Source organism: Desulfitobacterium chlororespirans DSM 11544, assembly GCF_900143285.1.
In the GTDB taxonomy this organism is placed as follows: Bacteria; Bacillota; Desulfitobacteriia; order Desulfitobacteriales; family Desulfitobacteriaceae; genus Desulfitobacterium; species Desulfitobacterium chlororespirans.
Genome location: NZ_FRDN01000005.1, coordinates 193,384 through 211,973 on the forward strand (window position 1 = coordinate 193,384; position 18,590 = coordinate 211,973).

Annotated in this window: 16 protein-coding genes; 5 read left to right on the plus strand and 11 right to left on the minus strand. The window is 47.8% G+C overall.

Annotated elements, in window-relative coordinates:
- Positions 1 to 152 precede the first annotated feature (152 nt).
- On the plus strand, positions 153 to 1,586 hold the full coding sequence (locus tag BUA14_RS06815; RefSeq protein ID WP_072771915.1) for an NAD(P)/FAD-dependent oxidoreductase: 1,434 nt from the start codon (positions 153 to 155) through the stop codon (positions 1,584 to 1,586).
- 70 nt (positions 1,587 to 1,656) lie between these two features.
- Here BUA14_RS06815 and putP read toward each other — a convergent pair whose 3' ends face one another.
- The 8 genes from putP to BUA14_RS06855 all read right to left on the minus strand — a co-directional run bounded on the left by putP (position 1,657) and on the right by BUA14_RS06855 (position 9,111).
- Complete coding sequence (putP, locus tag BUA14_RS06820) at positions 1,657 to 3,114, minus strand: sodium/proline symporter PutP (protein WP_072771916.1); 1,458 nt, start codon at positions 3,112 to 3,114, stop codon at positions 1,657 to 1,659.
- A gap of 245 nt (positions 3,115 to 3,359) precedes the next feature.
- On the minus strand, positions 3,360 to 3,719 hold the full coding sequence (gene mnhG / locus BUA14_RS06825; RefSeq protein WP_178371645.1) for a monovalent cation/H(+) antiporter subunit G: 360 nt from the start codon (positions 3,717 to 3,719) through the stop codon (positions 3,360 to 3,362).
- Positions 3,691 to 3,987 carry a Na(+)/H(+) antiporter subunit F1 gene (locus tag BUA14_RS06830; RefSeq protein WP_072771918.1) on the minus strand — a complete coding sequence of 99 codons (297 nt, stop codon included), beginning with the start codon at positions 3,985 to 3,987 and terminating at the stop codon, positions 3,691 to 3,693. The genes mnhG and BUA14_RS06830 overlap by 29 nt, the downstream gene beginning before the upstream one ends.
- Positions 3,984 to 4,457 carry a Na+/H+ antiporter subunit E gene (locus tag BUA14_RS06835; RefSeq protein ID WP_072771919.1) on the minus strand — a complete coding sequence of 158 codons (474 nt, stop codon included), beginning with the start codon at positions 4,455 to 4,457 and terminating at the stop codon, positions 3,984 to 3,986. The genes BUA14_RS06830 and BUA14_RS06835 overlap by 4 nt, the downstream gene beginning before the upstream one ends.
- 35 nt (positions 4,458 to 4,492) lie before the next feature.
- On the minus strand, positions 4,493 to 5,980 hold the full coding sequence (locus BUA14_RS06840; protein ID WP_072771920.1) for a Na+/H+ antiporter subunit D: 1,488 nt from the start codon (positions 5,978 to 5,980) through the stop codon (positions 4,493 to 4,495).
- Positions 5,973 to 6,311: a Na(+)/H(+) antiporter subunit C gene (locus BUA14_RS06845; protein ID WP_072771921.1), complete on the minus strand. Its 339-nt coding sequence runs from the start codon at positions 6,309 to 6,311 to the stop codon at positions 5,973 to 5,975. The genes BUA14_RS06840 and BUA14_RS06845 overlap by 8 nt, the downstream gene beginning before the upstream one ends.
- A complete protein-coding gene (locus tag BUA14_RS06850; protein WP_072771922.1) occupies positions 6,312 to 6,737 on the minus strand; it encodes a Na(+)/H(+) antiporter subunit B in 426 nt (141 codons plus the stop codon).
- Entirely contained in the window at positions 6,724 to 9,111 is a 2,388-nt protein-coding gene (locus BUA14_RS06855; protein ID WP_072771923.1) for a Na+/H+ antiporter subunit A, read from the minus strand. Before BUA14_RS06855 ends, BUA14_RS06850 begins: the two co-directional genes overlap by 14 nt.
- Before the next feature lie 128 nt (positions 9,112 to 9,239).
- On the opposite strand from BUA14_RS06855, the gene BUA14_RS06860 reads away from it, so the two are divergent.
- Positions 9,240 to 9,923: an adenine nucleotide alpha hydrolase family protein gene (locus BUA14_RS06860; RefSeq protein WP_072771924.1), complete on the plus strand. Its 684-nt coding sequence runs from the start codon at positions 9,240 to 9,242 to the stop codon at positions 9,921 to 9,923.
- Between the two features lie 49 nt (positions 9,924 to 9,972).
- On the opposite strand, the gene BUA14_RS06865 is transcribed toward BUA14_RS06860, so the two are convergent.
- A complete protein-coding gene (locus tag BUA14_RS06865) occupies positions 9,973 to 10,536 on the minus strand; it encodes a tyrosine-type recombinase/integrase (RefSeq protein ID WP_072771925.1) in 564 nt (187 codons plus the stop codon).
- A gap of 169 nt (positions 10,537 to 10,705) precedes the next feature.
- On the opposite strand from BUA14_RS06865, the gene cooS reads away from it, so the two are divergent.
- The 3 genes from cooS (at position 10,706) to BUA14_RS06885 (ending at position 15,321) form a co-directional block, all read left to right on the plus strand.
- Entirely contained in the window at positions 10,706 to 12,619 is a 1,914-nt protein-coding gene (cooS, locus tag BUA14_RS06870; protein WP_072771926.1) for an anaerobic carbon-monoxide dehydrogenase catalytic subunit, read from the plus strand.
- Between the two features lie 181 nt (positions 12,620 to 12,800).
- Positions 12,801 to 13,520, plus strand: a complete 720-nt coding sequence (locus BUA14_RS06875) for a Crp/Fnr family transcriptional regulator (RefSeq protein WP_072771927.1) — start codon at positions 12,801 to 12,803, stop codon at positions 13,518 to 13,520.
- Between the two features lie 565 nt (positions 13,521 to 14,085).
- The gene (locus tag BUA14_RS06885; RefSeq protein WP_072772158.1) at positions 14,086 to 15,321 is read left to right on the plus strand and encodes an MFS transporter; all 1,236 of its coding nucleotides are present in this window, start codon (positions 14,086 to 14,088) and stop codon (positions 15,319 to 15,321) included.
- Positions 15,322 to 15,456: 135 nt separating this feature from the next.
- Here BUA14_RS06885 and BUA14_RS06890 read toward each other — a convergent pair whose 3' ends face one another.
- Complete coding sequence (locus BUA14_RS06890; protein WP_072771928.1) at positions 15,457 to 16,323, minus strand: Rpn family recombination-promoting nuclease/putative transposase; 867 nt, start codon at positions 16,321 to 16,323, stop codon at positions 15,457 to 15,459.
- A 941-nt stretch (positions 16,324 to 17,264) separates the two neighbouring features.
- Positions 17,265 to 18,155: a 2-hydroxy-3-oxopropionate reductase gene (gene garR / locus BUA14_RS06895; RefSeq protein WP_072771929.1), complete on the minus strand. Its 891-nt coding sequence runs from the start codon at positions 18,153 to 18,155 to the stop codon at positions 17,265 to 17,267.
- Positions 18,156 to 18,590 lie beyond the last annotated feature (435 nt).

Genomic DNA, 18,590 nt, shown 5'->3' on the forward strand with positions numbered 1-18,590 from the left:
AATAGAACCTAAAATCCAAACAAAAAGTCAGTTTTTCAACAAAATGTTCGGATTTTGGACTTGAATTATTGAAGAGCATAAGGTATAGTTGTTAGGGTTTGGCTGCTGTTAAGTTTTGACTGCCGTTAAGTTTAACCGAGGAGGAATAAGCCTTGAAAAAGTATGATGTGATCATCGTTGGGGCAGGCCCCGCCGGAATTTTTGCCAGTTATGAATTAGCTACGCAAGCTCCTGACTCTGCTGTTCTTTTGATTGAAAAGGGACGGGATATCTATAAACGCAGTTGTCCTATTTTGAAGAAGACTCTTTCTAAATGTCCGCCGCCCAATAAGCAGAGAGAGTTTGCCAGCTGCACTCCTGCCTGCTCTATTACCAACGGTTTTGGCGGTGCGGGAGCCTATTCTGATGGGAAATTCAATATCACCACCGAGTTTGGCGGATGGCTCACCGAGTATTTGCCTCCTTCGGAGGTTTTGAATCTCATTCACTATGTGGATCAGATTAACTTAAAGCATGGGGCGACCAGCTCACTGACGGATCCCAGTACCCCTACGGTAAAGGAGATTGAGAGAAAGGCCTTGGGAGCCGGTTTAAAGCTGCTCCGGGCTCAAGTCCGCCATCTGGGAACAGAATTAAACCTGGAAATCCTCAAGGATATTTATGAGTACCTCAAAGGAAAGATCGACATGGTGTTCGAAACGGAAGTCGCCGATATTATGACCGCTGAAGCGGAAGGACACCTGCAGGTTAAAGGCATCCGTACCAATAAGGGAGAGGAGTACTATGCGCCTAAAGTAGTCGTGGTTCCCGGACGGGATGGCTCAGAGTGGTTCAAGGATGTCTTAAAGAAGTACAATCTGGAAATGAGCAGCAACCAAGTGGATGTAGGGGTTCGTGTAGAAACCCTGGATACCATCATGGAAGATATTAACGAGAATTTGTATGAAGGCAAATTCCTCTATCGAACGTCTGTAGGGACTACGGTGAGAAGCTTCTGCAGCAATCCTTCCGGTCATGTGGTTATTGAGAATCATACCGGGGTTATGCTGGCCAATGGGCATGCTTATCGGGATAAGAATCTGGGCAGCAATAATACTAACTTTGCCCTGCTGGTATCCCATAACTTCTCCTATCCTTTCAACAAGCCTACGGAGTATGCCAAGAACATTTCCCGGCTGGCCAATGATTTATCCAACGGCAGCGTGCTGCTGCAGACCTTTGGGGACATCATGAAGGGCCGCCGTTCTACAGAGAAGCGGGTCAAAGAAAGCTTTGTGGAACCCACTCTAAAAGAAGCCGTACCCGGCAATTTAGGGTTGGTGCTGCCTTATTCCACCATGAAGAGCATCATTGAGATGATTGAAGCGCTGGATAAAGTGACGCCTGGTATAGCCTCTGAGCACACCTTGCTTTATGGCGTGGAAGCCAAGTTCTACTCTTCCCGTCCCAAGTTGAAAAATAACTTTGAGACGGAGATTGCCGGACTTTATGCCGGGGGAGACGGAGCGGGAATTACCCGGGGACTGGCTCAGGCTGAGGCTTGCGGAGTGAAGATCGCGCGAAATATTCTGGAAGAGAAACAATAAAGAGCAACAAAAAGAGGGCCGATTGCCATTGACGCAATCAGCCCTTTTTATTGTTCATCGTTAAGGTTTCTTACAATACTTTGGTCTCCGCCGCAGAGCGTTCGAACTCATCCCAAATTTCTTGCGAGGGCTCAGTAGTCAGCAGACTGACGATAATGATCGAAAGCAAGCCCATGATAAAGCCGGGGATCATTTCATAGACGGCAGCGAAGGCGGGGAATTGTTCCCAAAGAATAACGGTGGCAGAGCCCACAACCATACCGGCCAGAGCTCCCCATTTGTTCATCCGTTTCCAGTAGAGGCTGAGGAGAATAACGGGACCAAAGGCGGAACCAAAGCCGGCCCAGGCGTAGCCTACCAGATTGAGGATGGTATCGTTTTGGGTCCAGGCCAGATAGGTGGCTAAAAGAGCAACAAGCAAAACACAGAGGCGGCTGACGAAAACCAATTCCTTATCTTTGGCCTCACGATGGAAGAGAACCCGGTAAATATCTTCGGTCAGGGAGCTGGAGGTCACCAGCAGCTGTGAGGAAATTGTACTCATAATGGCGGCCAGAATAGCGGAGATCAGGAAGCCGGTGACGATGGGATGGAAGAGGATTTTCCCCAGTTCGATAAACACCGTCTCAGGGTCGGCCAGGGTCAGGCCATGGGTGGCAAAGTAAGCGATACCCAGGAGACCGGTAAGCATAGCCCCTACTTCAGAAAAGACCATCCAGCTCATGCCGATACGGCGGGATTTTTTGATTTCGCTCACTGAAGAGATGGCCATGAAACGGACAATGATATGGGGCTGGCCGAAATAGCCTAAACCCCAGGCCAGGAGAGAGATGATCCCGATGACACTGGTTCCGGTGAAGATATTCAAGAGCGCCGGATCAATGGTCTGGATGGTGGTGAAGGCATCGAAGCCGCCACTATGCCAGAGGGTAACAACCGGTACCATGACTAATGCGGTGACCATGATCAATCCCTGGACGAAGTCTGTGAAGCTGACCGCTAAGAATCCCCCGATCAGGGTATAGCCCACAATGACCAGTAGAATCAGCCAAAGCCCCGTATGGTAACTGATGCCAAAGGTAGTATTGAAGAGAACAGCGCCGGAAACCAAACCGGAAGAAACATAGAAAGTAAAGAAAATGATAATAACAAGTGCGGAAACTAAACGGATCATATGGGACGTATCACGAAAACGATGGCCAAGGAAAGAAGGAATGGTGATGGAATTGCTGGCGATCTCTGTGTAAGAACGCAGGCGGGGGGCTACATAGAGCCAGTTGAAATAGGCGCCGACGGTAAGTCCGATGACAATCCAGCCGGAGCTGATTCCCGAAACAAACATCGCCCCCGGCAGCCCCATCATGAGCCAGCCGCTCATATCCGAGGCACCGGCGCTTAAAGCCGTGACCGCAGGGCCAAGGGTCCGTCCCCCAATCATGTAATCGGATAGATTGGCAGTTCTTTTGTAAGAATAATACCCGATGGCCAGCATCATGACCATATAGAAAATGACCGAAAAAGCAACCACTCCAACATCACTCTCCTCGATTTTAAAAGTTTATCTCTATAATGAAACTATTATAGTACACATAATAATAGCATAAGACATTGAGATTTATAAGTAGGCAATGAATAAGTATACATAATTTTTAAATATTTTCTCAATTATTTAACTGGGAAAAGAAAAAGCAACCCTGGGTTCCACTTAATTAATGTTTAAGTGGTCCGCGGTTGCCTTTCAGGCTTTGAACAAGATGTTCAGCGATAAGAAATTTAAACCTTCTCCAATACCTCTTTCAAATCGTCACGAACGCTTGCCTTGGCTAAAGGGACCTGGGCACGATAGGCAGAACGGCAGATCACATGGGAGGAAACGGGAGAGGTCAGGAACACAAAGAAAATGCCCAGGAATAATTTGATGCTGAAATAATCCTCCACAAATAAGAAGAAGAGGAAGGTCCCCAGCAGAACAAATAATACCCCCAAGGTAGAGCTTTTGGCAAGGGCATGGGCACGATTATAGACGTCCGGGAGGCGAATAAAGCCAATGGCACTGAGGGAGCCAAAGATAGTTCCCATTAAAATCATGATTCCGATACCTAACTCAATCAAGGTGCTTCCGTTCAATGACAATCCCCCTCTCGATAAAGCGTGCAAATGCGATGGTTCCGATAAAAGACAGAATTCCAATCAATAAAATCACTTCAAAAAAAGCGGTGGTTCTGAGGAACACGGAAAAAACGGCTACCGCAGCAATAATATTAATGCCCAGCACATCCAGGGCTTGCACACGGTCAGAGGCCGTGGGCCCTTTGAGGCAGCGGTAAATCGTTATCAGAATGGAAAGGGTTGAGAAACATAAGGATAAAAATATAACCCAAAATAAGATTCCCTCGATCATGGTCGCGTCACCTTCTTAATAGCTTCTTCGAACTTTTCCTTAGAGCGGATTACCGCATCACTGAGCTCAGGAATATCCATGGCGTGGATATAAAACAGCTTCTTATCCGGAGTAATCTCCATCACCACGGAGCCTGGGGTTAAGGTAAGGAGGAGTGCCAGAAGGGTGACTTCCAGATCCGATTCCAGGCTGGTTGCGAAGGATATAATTCCCGGCTTAATATCGATCTGCGGTTTGATGATTTCCCGGATCACCATGATGCTGGAGGTGAAAAGCTCATAGATAAAGAGAAAAAAGAGCTGCACAACGGCGTGCATGGTAAAAAGGTAGAATTTGCTGTCAAGAAAGCGCCGCAGAATGAAGAGAACCAATATGCCAAATAAATACCCGCTGGCAAAGGATAGGATGCTCCAATCATCCTGAAGAAACATCCATAAAACCCCGATAAATAAATTGATTAATACCTGCATTGGCACTGGAAATCACCTCTTTTCTTCGTTAGCGCTTATCGGTATTGCTCTTGGAGAACGGCATCGATATAGCTCTGAGGATCCAGCAATCCTGCCGCCGCTAAATCCACGACCCCGTGGAGACCCTCTGCTCCCAGGCCTAAGGCGATGGTACAGGCGGTAAGCAGGGCGATGGGAAGCAGCAGTCCTTTGGTGGTTCCTTTTTCCGTTTCCTCGGTAAAGTTGGTGTATCCCCAGAAGACGTTCATGAACAATTTTAACATGGAATACAAGACCATCAGACTGGTGAGCAGGCCGATGCCGCCAAGCCAGAAGTAACCGGCGCTAAAGGTTCCTTCCGTGACAAAGATTTTGCCGAGGAAGCCGCTCAAGGGGGGGATGCCGGATATGGATAAAGCGGCGACAAAGAACATCCAGCCCAATTGAGGGTGTAAACGGATGAGCCCGCTCATATCCTTAAGTTTTCCCGTGCCGGTCAGATGCAGGATAGTTCCTCCCAAAAGAAAAAGGAGAGCCTTGACGATCATGTCATGGGCCAGATAATAGATGGAACCCCGCAGGCCCGTTTCCGTGAAGGAGGCAAAGCCTGCCAGAATAAAGCCGACTCCAACCACCACATTATAGGTGAGGATGCTCTTGATATCGCCAAAAGCAACAGCTCCCATAGCCCCCAGCAGCATGGTCACGGCGGCGAGAACCCCGATGAGAAGATGAGTAACTTCCGGTTCATGGTAAAAGACCAGGGAGAACAAACGCATGATGGAGTAGATCCCCACCTTGGTCAATAAAGCGGCGAACAGAGCGGCGATGGCTGCAGGGGGAGCGCTGTAAGACCCCGGAACCCAGAAGAAAAGGAAAAGACCGGCTTTGAGACTGAAGACAATCAAAAACAAAAAAGCTACCGCAGTCATCAAGCCATCCTGTCCGACTTCCGCTACCCGTACCGACAAATGAGCTAAATTCAAGGTTCCGGTCAGGCGATAGAGAAAGGCCAGAGCGATCAGGAAGAGAAAGGAGGAGATCATATTGATCAGAATATAGGAAATGGACTCTTTAAGCTGCAGCTTGGTTCCCCCCAGGGTAATCAGCACATAGGAAGCAACCAGCATGACCTCGAAGCACACGAATAAGTTAAAAATATCCCCGGTCAGGAAGGAACCGTTGACCCCGGCGATCAGAAATTGGATTAAGGGGTAAAAATAATGCCGTTCCCGTTGGCTGCCGATGGAAGCGAAAGCATAAGACACACAACAAAAGGTGACGATGGCGGTGACCAAGACCAGCAGAATCGCCGTCATATCGGCTACGAAGCTGATGCCGAAGGGTGCTTCCCACCCTCCCAGCTGCAGAGTTTGGATGCCCGCTATCTGGATCTGTCTCATAATCACAAGGGCCACGATCCCCACCAGGGTGGTGGTGAGGAGGCTCAGGAAGCGGTGAAGGCGGATATGATTGCGCAGGATAACCATGATCATTCCGGCCATAACCGGCAGGACAAGGGGCAGGATCACTAAATTATTCATCATCACACCCCCTTAATTCTTCTAAATCATCGGTCCCCAACACTTTATAGGTGCGATAGCTCAAGACTAAGAAGAGGGCCGTGGTGGCGAAGTTAATCACGATAGCCGTCAGCAAAAGGGCTTGGGGAAGGGGATCGGTGAAAAGACTCTCTTTTAGACCCAGCAGAGGGGGTCCCCCCTTTTTCAATCCGCCCATGGTCAGGATCAGCAGGTTGACTCCGTGTCCGATAATGGAGGTTCCTAAAATAATGCGGAGCAGAGTTTTGGAGAGGATTAAGTAGGTCCCGATAGTAAATAAAATTCCGATCACGATTGCCATCAATGTTTCCATTTATCGATCATCACCTATACTCATAATAATGGTTAAAGACGTGCCAATAACCGCTAAGGCAACTCCCACATCGAACAGCACGGCGGTGGCCATTTCGGTCTTTCCGAACAAAGGGAGGTGAACATAACCAAAAGCCTGGGTCAAAAAGGGCTCTCCTATGAACATGCCCCGGGCTCCGGTCAAGACAGAAATCAACACGCCGGCTCCGGCCAGGGCTTTAAAATCCACCGGGAAGTTTTGGCGGACTTTTTCGATTCCATAGACGAGAAAGAGGAGGACAATGGCCGCTACAAAGGCCAGCCCGCCGATAAAGCCCCCGCCCGGGTTGTGATGGCCGGAAACGAAAAGGTTGACGGCGAAGGTCAGAATAATGATCACGACGACTTTCGTCACCATCCGTAAAATGACATCATTAGGATCTTTCATTCTCTTTCCCTCCCGCCATACGCAGTTTGATCAGTGTATAGACCCCTAACCCGGCCATAGACAGGACCAAAATTTCCAACATGGTATCGAATCCCCGGAAATCCACGAGAATGGCATTGACGATATTTTTGGCTCCGGCCAGCTCATAGGCGTTTTCGTAATAACCGGCAATGGATTCAGGGAGGGGATTGCCGTTAGCTGACAGAGCAACTAAGGTCATAACCAGACCGACAGCCAGGGAAAGCAAACCATTGACCACTTTAGAAGGAAGGGGTGTGGTTTCTTTTTTCAACTTGGGCAAATGGTAAAAGCAAAGCAAAAATAAGACGGTGGTAATGGTCTCCACCACCAGTTGGGTTAGGGCCAAATCGGGAGCGCGGAAGAGGACAAAGAAAAAGACGACAAGAAAGCCTAAAGCGCCCACGGCAATCACGGCAGCCAGGCGTGTTTCAGCCAGGAGAACGGCGATGGCGCACACCACCATGCCCGCCAGCAAAGCCAGCTCATAGATGCTCAAAGCAGCGTCATGGGAAGGGTCAAAAGCGATCCCCTGCGCCAGGACCAGGGCTCCGCCCACCGCCACCACGATAAAGCTGAGGATATAGATAAGGTAGTCCCGAAGGGAGCCTGTCATATACCGTTTGGTCAGAGACAGGGAAAGGGACTCCATGAGTTCCAGAGCAGTTTCATAGATATGGTTCAAGGTTAAGATTTGCGGATAAGTGCGATAGAGCTTTACCCATTTTTTCAAGGTTTTGTAGAGAGTACCGCCGAGGATAATTACGCCAAGGGTCATCAGCAGCTCGGGAGTTACCCCATGCCAGGGGCTGACATGAACGGTTAAAAGATTTGCCTGGGCAAGAGAAGGCAGGACCGCTGCCCAGGCCGGGGCCAATACATAGTGGACCAGCACATTGGGGAAGAAAAACAGGAGCACAACCAATGCCGCTAAGACCATAGGGGGGATCAACATACCCAGGGGAGCTTCATGGGCTTGTTTCCCTGATTTGACCCGCGGCTGGCCCGTAAAGGTCTTAAAGACCATGATCAGGGAGTAGACAAAGGTCAGGACGCTGGCCAGCCAGGCCACAACAGGAATGACGACAGATATTTCTGAAGCATTCAATACGGCAGTAAAGAACAGCTCCTTGCTTAAAAAACCGTTAAAAGGAGGTAACCCGGCCATGGATAAGCAGCCGATGAGAGCCAGAGTAAAGGAGATGGGCATAATATGCATCAATCCGCCTAGTTTCCGAATATCCCGGGTGCCTGTTTCATGGTCGATAATCCCCACCACCATAAAGAGGCAGCCTTTAAAGGTAGAGTGATTCACCAAATGAAAGAGTGCCGTAAAGATAGCGAGAGCATAGGCAGCCTGGGCATTCCCGGCCTCAGGGGCCAACCCGGCCGAGCCCAGTCCCAATAAGCTCATGATCAGCCCCAACTGACTGATCGTGGAGTAAGCTAATAAAGCTTTGAGATCGGTCTGCCTTATGGCGTTGAAAGAACCATAGAACAAGGTCACAAGACCAATGCCTGTAACCAGCCAGAACCAGACTCCTCCCCCGCCGAAGATCGGGGTAAGGCGGGCAACCAGATAAATTCCTGCTTTCACCATGGTGGCCGAATGCAAATAGGCGCTCACCGGAGTGGGAGCTTCCATGGCATCAGGGAGCCAGATGCTGAAGGGAAATTGAGCAGATTTAGTGAAGGCGCCGATCAGGATCAAAACCATGGCCGGAAGGAACAAGGTATGAGAGTGAATCCCGCCCAGATTATGGATCATCCCGCGAATGCTGTAGGTATCGGTCATCATGGTCAGCAGGATGAATCCTGCCAGCATGGCCAAGCCGCCAAAAACCGTAATCAGCAGTGATTTACGGGCACCGGAGCGGGACTTCTCCCGTTCGAACCAGTAGGCAATCAACAGAAAGGAAGAGATACTGGTCATTTCCCAAAAAACATAAAGGGCAAAAATATTATCGGAAAGCACAACCCCCAGCATGGCCCCCATGAATAAGAGCAGATAGATATAGAAATTGTGCAAGGCTTCTTTATGCTGGGAAAGATAATAGATAGAATAGAGAATCACCAGAAACCCTACCCCGCTGATGAGCAGACCAAAGATCAGGGATAAACCATCTATGAAAAGGGTGATATTAATATCATAGGCAGGAATCCAAGGCAGACTTAGGTCAATGATCCCTCCTGAAGATATAGTGGGAACCGTAGATAAAAGAATGCCAAAAATCAGCAAGGGGATCCAAAGGACGAACCAGCCGGTATGAATTCGGGGGGTGAATCGCTTATGTAAGACCGGAACCAGGAAAGCAAACAGAAAGGGTATCCCTAAAATAAGATAAAGCCAAACCATCTATCCTCCTCCTTTTCTTTTATGTTCTTATAGTGGTTGACTGAAAAGGGTTCATGAGCTATAGTCATATTTAAGTTAGTCAGTGAGAGGGAGCATACTCCTGTCGCTGGATTCTGAGGTGGTACAAAATGTTTAAAAAGAAAAAGCATATGGACGAAGGGCTCCTGGTTTGTCTTTATTATGGCCCTAACGGTGAGCGACTCATACGACGTGGCAGCAAGATTGCGAAAATGTTTGATTGCCCGCTCTATATATTGACAGTGGATGCCAAGCCGTTTGATGAGTTGGATGCGGACAAATCCATGTATATCACCAAGTGGAAAAAGCTGGCCAAGGAAGTGGAAGCCGACGGTTTTATCCTCAAGGATAATGAGCAGCGTCCCGTCTACAAGGTGATCGCCGAAACAGCCCGCGAAAAAAGAGCCACCCAGATCATCATGGGGCAAACCGTTCAAAGCCGCTGGGAGCAGATTACCAAAGAATCTATTGTCAATTTGCTTTTAAAGGAAATCCCTTTCGTGGATCTTCACATCATCTCAGTAGCCCGCTATCTTAAAGATCCGGACTGCAACTATGAAAAGGGTATCCGGGCTTATCTTATGAAAGAAGGGGAAAATTTCCGGCTGGTCTTTAAACACACCAAAGAAATCGCCTATGAAGGTATCTTTTTTAAAGAATTTGGCACCGACTTTAATAACGGGATTTTCAAACTCATTAAAGATGGTGAAACCTTACAAGTCCAGGTCATTGAAGATATAGTTACCGAATTGACCAATGTAGACATGGAACCCAATGAGAATGATGAAGACTGACCTTTGACACACACTCCACTGGAAACAGTGGAGTTTTTGCTTTTAATGCTTACAAATTGACATTGACTTTGATGAGGCGGGTTTCTTCTTTATTGATGCCGATATACTTTAAGGTTTCCGAGGGAGAATGATGGTGAAAGGCTTTCATCAATAGGGAAACCGCTACACCGGCTCGGAAAGCATGATAGCCGAAGGTCTTCCTTAAAGTATGAGTGCCGATCTTCCCGGGAATCCCTACCTGCCGCGCGGCATGATTGATGATGCGATAGGCTTGCTGACGGGTAATGGGCAGGTTGTCTTTTTTGGATTTAAAGAGATAATCGCTTCCGCGCAAACGGGCCAGGGCTAGGTATTTCAATAACTCTTCCTGAATCCGGTTATTAATGTAGTAGGCTTTTTCTTCGCCGCTCTTTTCATCCTGAATCAGTAAAAACTCTTTAATCCGGCCATCCTCCCACACGTCGCTGAGTTTGAGAGCCAGCAAGTCGCTGATTCTCAATCCGGTATTAATACCGAAAACGAAAAGTAAAAGATCCCGTTGGGAGTGACTGCTCAATATTCTTTTAATCGCATTAATACTCTCCACATCTTTGATGGGATCGACGTACTCCACAGGTCATGCCCTCCTGAATGTAACATAATCACATTCTAACAAAAATTGAGTAACATTACAAACCTATATCGGCTCCCATACATAGGAAAAGGGGAAATGGAGCAAACTCTTTGTTGAAGGTTACAGAGGATGAAGCAAGGTATCATCCCCTCGATAAGGAGTGAAATCAATGAGTGAAACGGTTCTGGAGAAAACCGAAGGCCGGGTGAGTTATCACGATTCTGTGGAGGAGATGCTGGTCAGAATTCGTGAAGACGGGATGTCCAATGTCTTTGACCGCTATCAAGCCCAGGAAAAAATCCGCTGCAAATTTTGCCTGCAGGGTTTAACTTGCCAGCAATGTTCCCAAGGCCCTTGCCGAATCAATGAAAAAGGGGAACAGGATCGGGGCGTTTGCGGCATTGGTCCTGATGCTATGGCGATGCGCAAGCTGCTCCTGCAGAATATCATGGGAGCAGGTACATATAGCCACCATGCTTATGAAGCTTTTCGCACTCTGAAAGCTACCGGGGAGGGAAAAACCCCCTTTAAGATCAAGGAGCCGGAGAAACTCCAATGGATGTGTGAAAAACTGGGGATCGATACTGATCAGGATCTGAATAAGATGGCTATTCAATTGGCCGATCTATTGGAGCATCAGCAGCAGATCGGAGTAGAAGAGAAGAACCTGATGGTGGAAACCTTTGCGCCGAAGAAACGGAAACAAGTCTGGCGGGATTTAAATATTTACCCTGCCGGAACCGTTCATGAAGAGCAAAACTGCGTGGCCAGCTGCCTCACCAATGTGGACGGCAACTATGCCTCCCTGGCCTTGAAGGCCCTGCGCTTGGGTCTGGCGACGATTTACAACTCCCAAATCGGGCTGGAAATGGTCCAGGATATTCTCTTTGGCACCCCTCAGCCCCATGAAGTGGATGTAGACTTAGGGATCATGTGCCCGGAGCATATTAACATTGTCTTTAATGGACATCAACCCTGGATTGGGGCGGCTATGATTGAAAGAGCCCGCTCTTCGGATGTGCAGGAAAAGGCCAGGGCAGCGGGTGCTAAAGGCCTGCGTGTGGTGGGTTCCATCGAAACCGGGCAGGAGCTTCTGCAGCGCTTTGAGATGGATGATGTCTTCGTAGGTTTGATGGGCAACTGGATGGCCATTGAGCCCTTGCTGGCCACCGGGACAGTGGATGTCCTGGCTATGGAAGAAAACTGCTCCCCTCCGGCTATCGATATGTATGCGGAGAAATACCAGGCCACCCTGGCCTCTATCAGCACCATCATCGATATCCCCGGCTTACAGCATAAATTTCCTTACGATCCTTCGGAAACGGATAAAATCGTGGAGGCTTTGATCGATTTAGCTATTGATAATTTCAAGAAAAGAAAAGGCAAAGTCACTCCCAAGGTTCCTCAGTATAAGGCGAAAGCCATTGCCGGCTTCTCCACAGAAGCTGTCCTGGGCGCCTTGGGGAATAAGCTGGACCCCTTGGTGGAGGTGATTGCTGCCGGCAAGATCAAAGGCGTGGTGGCTCTGGCCAACTGTTCCACCTTAAGGAATGGTCCCCAGGATTGGAATACGGTTAACCTGACGAAACAGCTGATCAAGAAGGATATTCTGGTCGTGGCCGGCGGATGCGGGAATCACGCCCTGGAAGTAGCCGGGCTTTGCAATTTGGACGCCATTAAGGAAGCCGGTTCCGGGCTGCAGGAGGTTTGCTCCGCTTTAAAAATTCCTCCGGTGCTGAGCTTTGGCACCTGTACCGATACGGGACGAATCAGCATGCTGGTTACCGCCCTGGCGGATCATCTGGATGTGGATATCCCCCAGCTTCCCATCGCTGTCACGGCTCCGGAATGGATGGAGCAAAAAGCGACTATCGACGGTGTCTTTGCCGTAGCTTATGGAGCCTATACCCATCTCTCCCCCACACCCTTTATAACGGGTGCTCCACAGCTTGTTAAGCTCCTGACCGAAGATGTGGAAGGACTGACTGGCGGCAAAGTGGCGGTAGGGGATGATCCTGTGGAAGTGGCCAATGCTATCGAGGCCCATATCGTGGCGAAGCGCAAAGGGCTGGGCTTGCATTAAGAAGAAAAGTATGGAAACGCCGGCCCATGGGCCGGCGCTTCTTATGGGCATGGCAATCTGCAAGCAAAAGATCACATGCTTAATAAGCAGTAAAGGAGAATCGCCTTAGTCTCGCGAATAATTAGAACATACCGAGGGATTATAGCATTGAATCTAAATATGGAATTAAGGGAGCATATCCATGAAATCTTGTACTGCTTGCCATAGCTGTGGATGCCATTCTGAAGGGCAATTCTGCGCTGCGAAGGCTCCTATATTTTCTATGCTTGCCGATGAACAGCTGGCGATGATCAGCGGCTTGATTACACGGCGACGTTATAAAAAGGGCCAGGTCCTTTTCTTCGAAGGGGATGTCTCGGATAAGTTCTACATCATCAATCATGGAAAAATCAAGACTTTTAAACATACCAGAGAGGGTAAGGAGCAAATCCTCTATATTCTTACTGAAGGCGACTTTATCGGTGACCTGAGCCTTCTCAAGAAGAGCGCCTTTCCATATAATGCCGAGGCCTTGGAGGATGTCGGTGTCTGCACGCTGTCCAAAGATGATCTGGATAGAATCTTAAAAGAAAATCCGGAGATTTGTTTAAAAATCCTGGAGAGTGTTCATGATCGCCTTGTCAATCTTGAGAACTTGGTTCAGACCTTGAGCACCAAGGATGTGGAGGCCAGAATCGCCGGCTTGTTATTCAATTTTTCTAAGAATTTTGGAGAACATAAGGACGGCAAAGTCATGCTCAATATAGCTCTGACCCGGGAGGAGATGGCCAATTTTATCGGAGTGACCCGGGAGACCATGAGCCGTAAGCTATCCGGAATGCAGGATGAAGGAATCCTGGAATTGGTCGGCAATAAGCGCATTATCATCAACCGTCTCCAAGATTTAGAAGCGATGATGTAATATAGAGGGTATATAGGGGGCAATAGTTTTTAAAGCAGTGCTGTGATTCCAAACGGAAGGGCGGCGCTTTTTTGTTGCTTTTTTAATTTTGAAAAGAATATTTTGTTCCCCAGATATTTAGGTTAATCTTACTAGAAAAATGCTTCCTTAAAGGGTAAAGTGATGAAGGCTGCGCCCTGGGGAAGCATTTTGCCTATAAAAGTTGTTGACAGGGAATTCTAGGAATTGTATACTGGATACAGTTTTCGATGCATGGAAAACTTTACTATTGGCAATGTCAGAAAGGAGGTCGTGATGATGACTATGTTGCTCATTCAAGCTAATGATTATGTTGTAAATCCTGTAATTTCATCCGCGGCCTGGGACTACCCTATTTGACCATTGCTTCTTAAAATAACGGAAATGGACTATGGGGTCACGGGCTATGTCCGTGACTTTGCTTTTTTACTTTATTAATGTATTTTAATTGATGTATTCGGCAAGCCACGGTATCCTCTGTTGGGAGGAGTCCGTGGCTTTATTGATTGACGGAAGAGAGAGAACGAAGATGTCAGTATTACGAACGATGCTTAATCCTTACCGAGGTATGCCCAAAGAAATCTATGTTATTTTTATTGCCCGGATTATCAATGCTATCGGGGCCTTTGTAGCTCCGCTGATGACCATCATCATGACGCAAAGCATCGGCTTATCTGAGGGAAAGGCGGGGTTTTATCTCAGTCTCTCCGGGGGAGTCAGCCTGATGGCCGCTCTTTGCGGAGGGAAGCTTGTGGATCGCTTTGGAAGAAAAAGAGTTATTCTCCTGTTTTCAGGTTCAGCTGTGTTGGTCTTTTTTCGGATTGGGTTTATGGAGCCTTCTTTGACGATGATTCATCTGATCATCTTGGCAGGTGCCTTAAATTCGACCACAAAACCTGCTTATGATTCATTGATTGCCGACCTGACGACTCCAGCCAATCGGAGTGGAGCTTATGCCTTGTCTTATATGGGCTGGAACATTGGCTTCGCCATTGGGCCTGTTTTGGGAGGATTTCTTTATCGGCATCATCTGCCCTGGGTCTTTATAGGAGAAGGTATGGCGATTTTTATGTCTCTGGTCCTGATCGCCACCTTTATCAAGGAGACCCTGGAGAAGGCCCATGAAGAGATTCAGGATGAAGAACGCTATCTGGAGCGCAGGGTGGAAGGTTCCATCTTTAAGGTGATTAGGCTGCGGCCTTTGCTCATTTGCTTTGCCCTGATCGTATTTGGTTATAATTTCACCTATTCCCAATGGTCCTTTATGCTGCCTATGCAGGTCATGAAGAATTATCCAGTCATAGGATCGCAGTATTTTGGGTTTTTGGCGGCTTTTAATGGTCTGATCGTGATCATCTTTACCCCGATCATCACGCGATTGGCCGGGCATCTGCCCTACCTTCGCCGGGGGATCATGGGCGGAATTCTTTATGCTGTGGGCTTCGGCATGATTGGGGTGCTGAACTCTCTGGAATGGTTATTCCTATGGGCGTTTATCTTTACTCTTGGCGAGATTATTATGGCTATTACGGTAGTTCCTTTTACTGTGGATAATACTCCGGCCTCCCACAGAGGGAGGATGATTTCGACTATGGCTATTATTGAGGATTCAGGGTATACCTTAGGCCCGCTGGGAATGGGAATCGCCTTGAGTTATATCAGTATGGAAACAGGATGGCTGGCCTTGGGAGCTTCGACTCTGGTCTTCACCCTATTGATGAAACGATTGGAACACCGGGAAAAAAACATAGCCGGGAAGACAATGAAGGTGATGGCCAAGTAGAAAGCGCTGACGCGCTGAACAAGGAATAGGGGTTCACAGATCAAAAATTCGGCCGTTTTGGATTGACTCATCTAGCTGAGCCGATCTCAAAACGGCCGAATTTTCATTTGCTCTAAGATTGGGGGAGAAATTGAGTCAATGTAACTTACTGATTTCTTCTTCGGTTAGGCCTGTAGCTTTAACAATATCAGATAAGGGCAGTTTCATTTTTAATAATTTCAGCGCTATCTCATTGTTTGCCTGAGCCTTACCCTCAGCGATACCTTTAGCTATACCTTCAGCTACGCCTTCTTCCTTAGCGCCCTCAATGGCGGAGACATGATCCAGCAAGGCCTTCTCACGCATTTCATAGAGATAGCGTTCTTTGTCTTGTTTTAAAAAGATTTCTTCAGCCGTCAGTGCTTTGCGAATAGCTGGTTCACTCATGGCGATCTCCTCCATTTCTTGTGGATTGGTATTGGAAAGGTACATAAGCCATTTGTCTAAACGTGTTTTGGGTTTGACGCTGAGCGCCTTCCATTTGGATAGCTCCAGGAAATGAATTTCCAAGTCCCGGTTCAGCCTATGTCCTGAATGTACTTCATAGAGTGAAAACATGCTGTGATATCTTTGACTATCGGGAAGAAAGTCAAAATTTAGGACATTGACGGTAATAGTACGTGATAAGTCTTTATAGCGCTGACCTTTTTGGAGCTGACCCTGATAAAGCTTAGCCCAGTAATAGAGGGTCCGCTTATCAATGTCGTATTGGTTGGCAATCTGTACCTCAATATTGATGATACTGCCATCGTTCCCTTTGCCGAGAATATCTAGTCTGGATAATTTATCATGTATATGCTCCGGATCAAGCTCGCGTTCAGCTAAGGTGATGTCAGCCAGTTCATCTTGCCCATTCGGAGATAAGACAGAATTAAGGAAGCTCAGTAAGATTTCTTTATTTTCCGGTCGCCCAAACACCCATTTGAATAAATAATCGTTGATACGGTTAAGGTTCCAGTCCATAGTTAATCCCCCTCGCTATAGCTATATTATACCAGATATTCTCAAAAAAGCTAGATTAGGCCCCAGGGGAGGGATGACCGAGGGGATGTCGGAATCGCCTTGAGGCGCCGGCCGTTATAGAGTTTTGGCAAGAAAATGGTGAAGCACTGATACGTTTTCTTGAATTTGTTCATGGCTTAAATGACCATATCCAACAAGAAGTTTATCTGTATGGCTATTTTTTATAGAGTAGTAAGGCATTACAGGAGATATCCTTATGCCTGCATTCATACATAAACGTATCTTCAAATTTCCTCCCCGGAAACTGGAGTGCCACATGAAGGCCGGAGGCATCTCCCCAGGGTTGTACAGAACTGCCAAATACAGCCGCAATGGAACTTAACAGTATGTCTCTTTTTTCACCGTATATTCCCCGGTATTGAAGCGGAGTACATCGAAAAAAACTTTAGAAAGCTGGAAAAAGCTATTAGGGATATGGCGCCCTCTTCTAAAGCAGAGTTGTTGCAGGTTTTTGATAAGATTCGCGAAAACGAAATTTAAACCCACATAGGCCGGCGCTTTTTTTTCAAAGTATAGTCAGGGTTAATGGAACATTTTGCTATGGAATTCATATAGTGTATTAAGGATGTTCTGAATTTGACCATTAAGAAAAACATAGCGCAAAAGCAGCAAAGAAAGGGTCAAAGAGAGATAGAGTGTACAAAATGGGGCGAAAAATCCAGAATCTGAAACGTTTCAGATTTTGAAGAAAGTGAAAAGGCCCAAGGAGCAAGAGCACTATAAAAATGGGGTAAACATTCTAAAATCATCAACGTTGAAGATTTTGGAAAAAGTGAAAAGAGATGTCGCCGGCTATGGATAAAGCCGTTGGCGACACCCCTGAGTAAGGATAGTATAGGCGGATTCAGTATAGCGATACTTATACTTATGCTATGAGTGGGTTAGTCCGCTTTTTTTACTTCAATACCGGCAAGTTTTTCATAATACTGAACTAAGGCGCTATGATCCTGGTGATCCAGATCATAGCTTTTTAAAGTCTGCATCATTTCCATGACGGTCGCTGTTATGGGCAGGGGAGAGCCGATATCATGGCCGGTCTCCATAACATTGTTAAGGTCTTTGATATGAAGGTTGATGCGGAACCCTGGATCAAAGCGGCGCTCAAGCATCATCGGCCCTTTGGCATCCAGTACGGTGCTGCCTGCTAATCCGCCCCGAATAGCTTTGTAAACCGTTTCCGGATTGGCCCCGGCTTTGGTGGCCAGGGTCAAAGCCTCAGATACTGCAGCAATATTCACGGCCACGATGATCTGATTGGCCAGCTTCGTAACATTGCCGGCACCGACATCACCGCAAAGGACTGCTGAAGAGCCCATGGCTTTTAAGACAGGCAGGAACTCCTCAAAGTCTTCGGACTTTCCGCCGACCATAATGGAAAGGGTACCGTCGATGGCTTTAGGCTCACCACCGCTTACCGGTGCATCCATAAAGCGAACGTTCTTTTCCGCAAGCTTTTGAGCCACTTCCTGGCTGGCTCCGGGAGCAATGGAACTCATATCGATGACCATAGCACCTGGCTGCGCTCCCTCCAGGACTCCGTTAGGTCCCAGAATGACTTCCTTCACTTGGGGCGAGTTGGGCAGCATAGTAATGATCAATGGGCAGCGCTCAGCCACATCTTTAGGAGATGTCCCGGCTTCTGCACCGGCCTCAACGCATTCCTGGACGGCTTTGGGGCTGCGATTATAAACCACCACTTCATGACCCGCCTTAAGCAGGTTCAAGCTCATGGGCTTCCCCATAATACCAAGTCCGATGAATCCAATTTTCATGTGAATACCTCCTGTGTAAAAGTTATTGGAAGAACGAAAGGTTTGCTCGGGTCACCGACCATGCCGCCTCAAGCGGCGTCGGTAAAGACGGAAAAAGCAGCTCAGGTCAAATAACTTGCCCCACATTTCCCACAAAGTCCTGCTCGCTCAGACCCGAAAAGCAGCCCAAGGATTTTGATTTACAGCAGGAAAGCGAATTTAAGCGAGCGGAAACAAAACTTCGCGAAAAGCCTGCAGCGGAGAAAGGTTGGAAACAGGACGTTTCCAACCGCCCATTGAGCATGGAGCGATTTGGGCACGAAACCCGGGCGAGGGTTTCGCCCAAGCCGCCACGCAGCTGAGACTACTTAGCGGCGCAGGTGCACCTTTCGGAGCGGAGGGCTTGAGCGTTAGTTTTGTCCGCGCAGCTTATGGAGCGACCGCTGTAAACAAAAT

Bases quoted from the DNA above. Each gene is read 5' to 3' on its own strand.
- BUA14_RS06830 (WP_072771918.1), bottom strand. From the start codon at position 3,987: ATGATCGAGGGAATCTTATTTTGGGTTATATTTTTATCCTTATGTTTC.
- BUA14_RS06835 (WP_072771919.1), bottom strand. From the start codon at position 4,457: ATGCAGGTATTAATCAATTTATTTATCGGGGTTTTATGGATGTTTCTT.
- BUA14_RS06840 (WP_072771920.1), bottom strand. From the start codon at position 5,980: ATGAATAATTTAGTGATCCTGCCCCTTGTCCTGCCGGTTATGGCCGGA.
- BUA14_RS06845 (WP_072771921.1), bottom strand. From the start codon at position 6,311: ATGGAAACATTGATGGCAATCGTGATCGGAATTTTATTTACTATCGGG.
- BUA14_RS06850 (WP_072771922.1), bottom strand. From the start codon at position 6,737: ATGAAAGATCCTAATGATGTCATTTTACGGATGGTGACGAAAGTCGTC.
- BUA14_RS06855 (WP_072771923.1), bottom strand. From the start codon at position 9,111: ATGGTTTGGCTTTATCTTATTTTAGGGATACCCTTTCTGTTTGCTTTC.
- BUA14_RS06860 (WP_072771924.1), top strand. From the start codon at position 9,240: ATGTTTAAAAAGAAAAAGCATATGGACGAAGGGCTCCTGGTTTGTCTT.
- cooS (WP_072771926.1), top strand. From the start codon at position 10,706: ATGAGTGAAACGGTTCTGGAGAAAACCGAAGGCCGGGTGAGTTATCAC.
- BUA14_RS06875 (WP_072771927.1), top strand. From the start codon at position 12,801: ATGAAATCTTGTACTGCTTGCCATAGCTGTGGATGCCATTCTGAAGGG.
- BUA14_RS06885 (WP_072772158.1), top strand. From the start codon at position 14,086: ATGCTTAATCCTTACCGAGGTATGCCCAAAGAAATCTATGTTATTTTT.
- BUA14_RS06890 (WP_072771928.1), bottom strand. From the start codon at position 16,323: ATGGACTGGAACCTTAACCGTATCAACGATTATTTATTCAAATGGGTG.
- garR (WP_072771929.1), bottom strand. From the start codon at position 18,155: ATGAAAATTGGATTCATCGGACTTGGTATTATGGGGAAGCCCATGAGC.